The sequence below is a fragment of the Trinickia soli genome, assembly GCF_002879855.1.
Taxonomy (GTDB): Bacteria; Pseudomonadota; Gammaproteobacteria; order Burkholderiales; family Burkholderiaceae; genus Trinickia; species Trinickia soli.
The window spans coordinates 1-1,472 of sequence record NZ_PNYB01000063.1 but is presented as its reverse complement, the minus strand read 5'-3'; the positions used below and the strand labels follow the sequence as shown (position 1 = coordinate 1,472).

Annotated in this window: 1 protein-coding gene; it reads left to right on the top strand. The window is 61.7% G+C overall.

Annotated elements, in window-relative coordinates:
* The first annotated feature begins 93 nt into the window (after positions 1–93).
* The gene (locus C0Z19_RS27645) at positions 94–1,404 is read left to right on the top strand and encodes an ISNCY family transposase (RefSeq protein WP_102613008.1); all 1,311 of its coding nucleotides are present in this window, start codon (positions 94–96) and stop codon (positions 1,402–1,404) included.
* The last annotated feature ends 68 nt before the right edge of the window (positions 1,405–1,472 follow it).

The window sequence follows — 1,472 nt, the reverse complement described above, 5'->3', positions numbered from 1 at the left end:
TGTTAGCCCAAAGTCGTAATGTCCCCTTCCAACAAAGTACAAATGTCCCCTTTTGGTTCGTGAGGGGGCGGCACGGTGGAAGGGCTAGTGTCGATGAGCGCGAAGGAACGAGAGCGGCAACGGGTGATCGAGGCGGTGCTGGAGAAGCGGCTCAAGCAGGCGCAGGCTGCTGAGCGGCTAGGCATAACGGTTCGGCAGATTAAGCGGCTGGTGCGTGCGTACCGGCAACAGGGCGTGGCCGGCGTTGTTTCGAAGCGGCGTGGGCAAGCGAGCAACCGGCGCATCGGCGAGTCTGAGCGTGAGGCAGTGTTGGCTTGCGTTCGGGAGCGATACGCGGATTTTGGGCCAACCCTGGCGGCCGAGTACCTGGCGAGCTATCACGGCTTTACACGCTCGGTTGAGACGCTGCGCAATTGGATGAGCGAGGCGGGACTATGGACGCCTAAGCGAGCGCGTCGCAAGCGGCCGTTTCAATTGCGCGAGCGCCGCGCGTGCGTGGGTGAATTGGTCCAGATCGACGGCAGCCCTCATGCGTGGCTCGAAGCACGCGGACCGAAATGCACGTTGATCGCCTTCATCGACGATGCGACCGGACGGTTGCAATACGCGCGATTTGAGCCGGCCGAGACAAGCCGCGCTTACCTGAGGGGCTTGCGGGCTTATGTGAGCCAGTATGGACGTCCCGTCGCCTTCTACAGCGATCGGCACAGCATCTTTACCAAGCATGATCCAGAGGACCCGACGCCTACCCAATTCGAGCGCGCCGTGCGCGAGTTGAGCATTGAACCGATTCTCGCGCGTTCGCCTCAGGCCAAGGGCCGCGTCGAGCGCTCATTCCAGACGATGCAGGATCGGCTGGTCAAGGCTTTGCGACTGGGCGGTGCGGACACGTTAGAGGCCGCCAATGCACTACTGCCGCGCTTCATCGAGCACTACAACGCACGCTTTGGCAAGCCGCCCAAGAACGAGCAAGACGCTCACCGGCCACTGGAATTGGACGCGCTGGCGCTGGTGAACGTAACCAGCGAGCAGAGCACCCGCGTGCTCTCCAAATCGTTGTCTTGCCAGTATCGCGGACGGTTGCTCATGATCCAGACCAACGGCGCACCGGCCTACCATCTGCGCGGTGCACGCGTGATCGTGTGCGACGACGGCTCCGACGAATCGATCGTGTTGCTTCACCAGGGAAAGCCGTTGCCCTACCGCCCGTTCGCCCGCCACGAGTTGCCCCCCCGAATTGCCGACGACAAGACCGTCGATGCCCACGTCGAGCAGGCCAAGCAGCGACAAGCTTCGCACTACAAACCGCCCGCCCATCATCCCTGGAAACGGCCCTTCAAGCCCGAGTCCACAGCCGGTGCTCAGGCCGTTCTATCGAACAGCCTGAGCACAAGCACTACCTAGTCTAGCCCGCCGCCAAAGGGGACATCTCTATCTTGGGCAAAAGGGGACATTTCAATTTTGGATTGACA

Coding starts and splice junctions, on each gene's coding strand:
- C0Z19_RS27645 (WP_102613008.1), top strand. CDS start 94: ATGAGCGCGAAGGAACGAGAGCGGCAACGGGTGATCGAGGCGGTGCTG.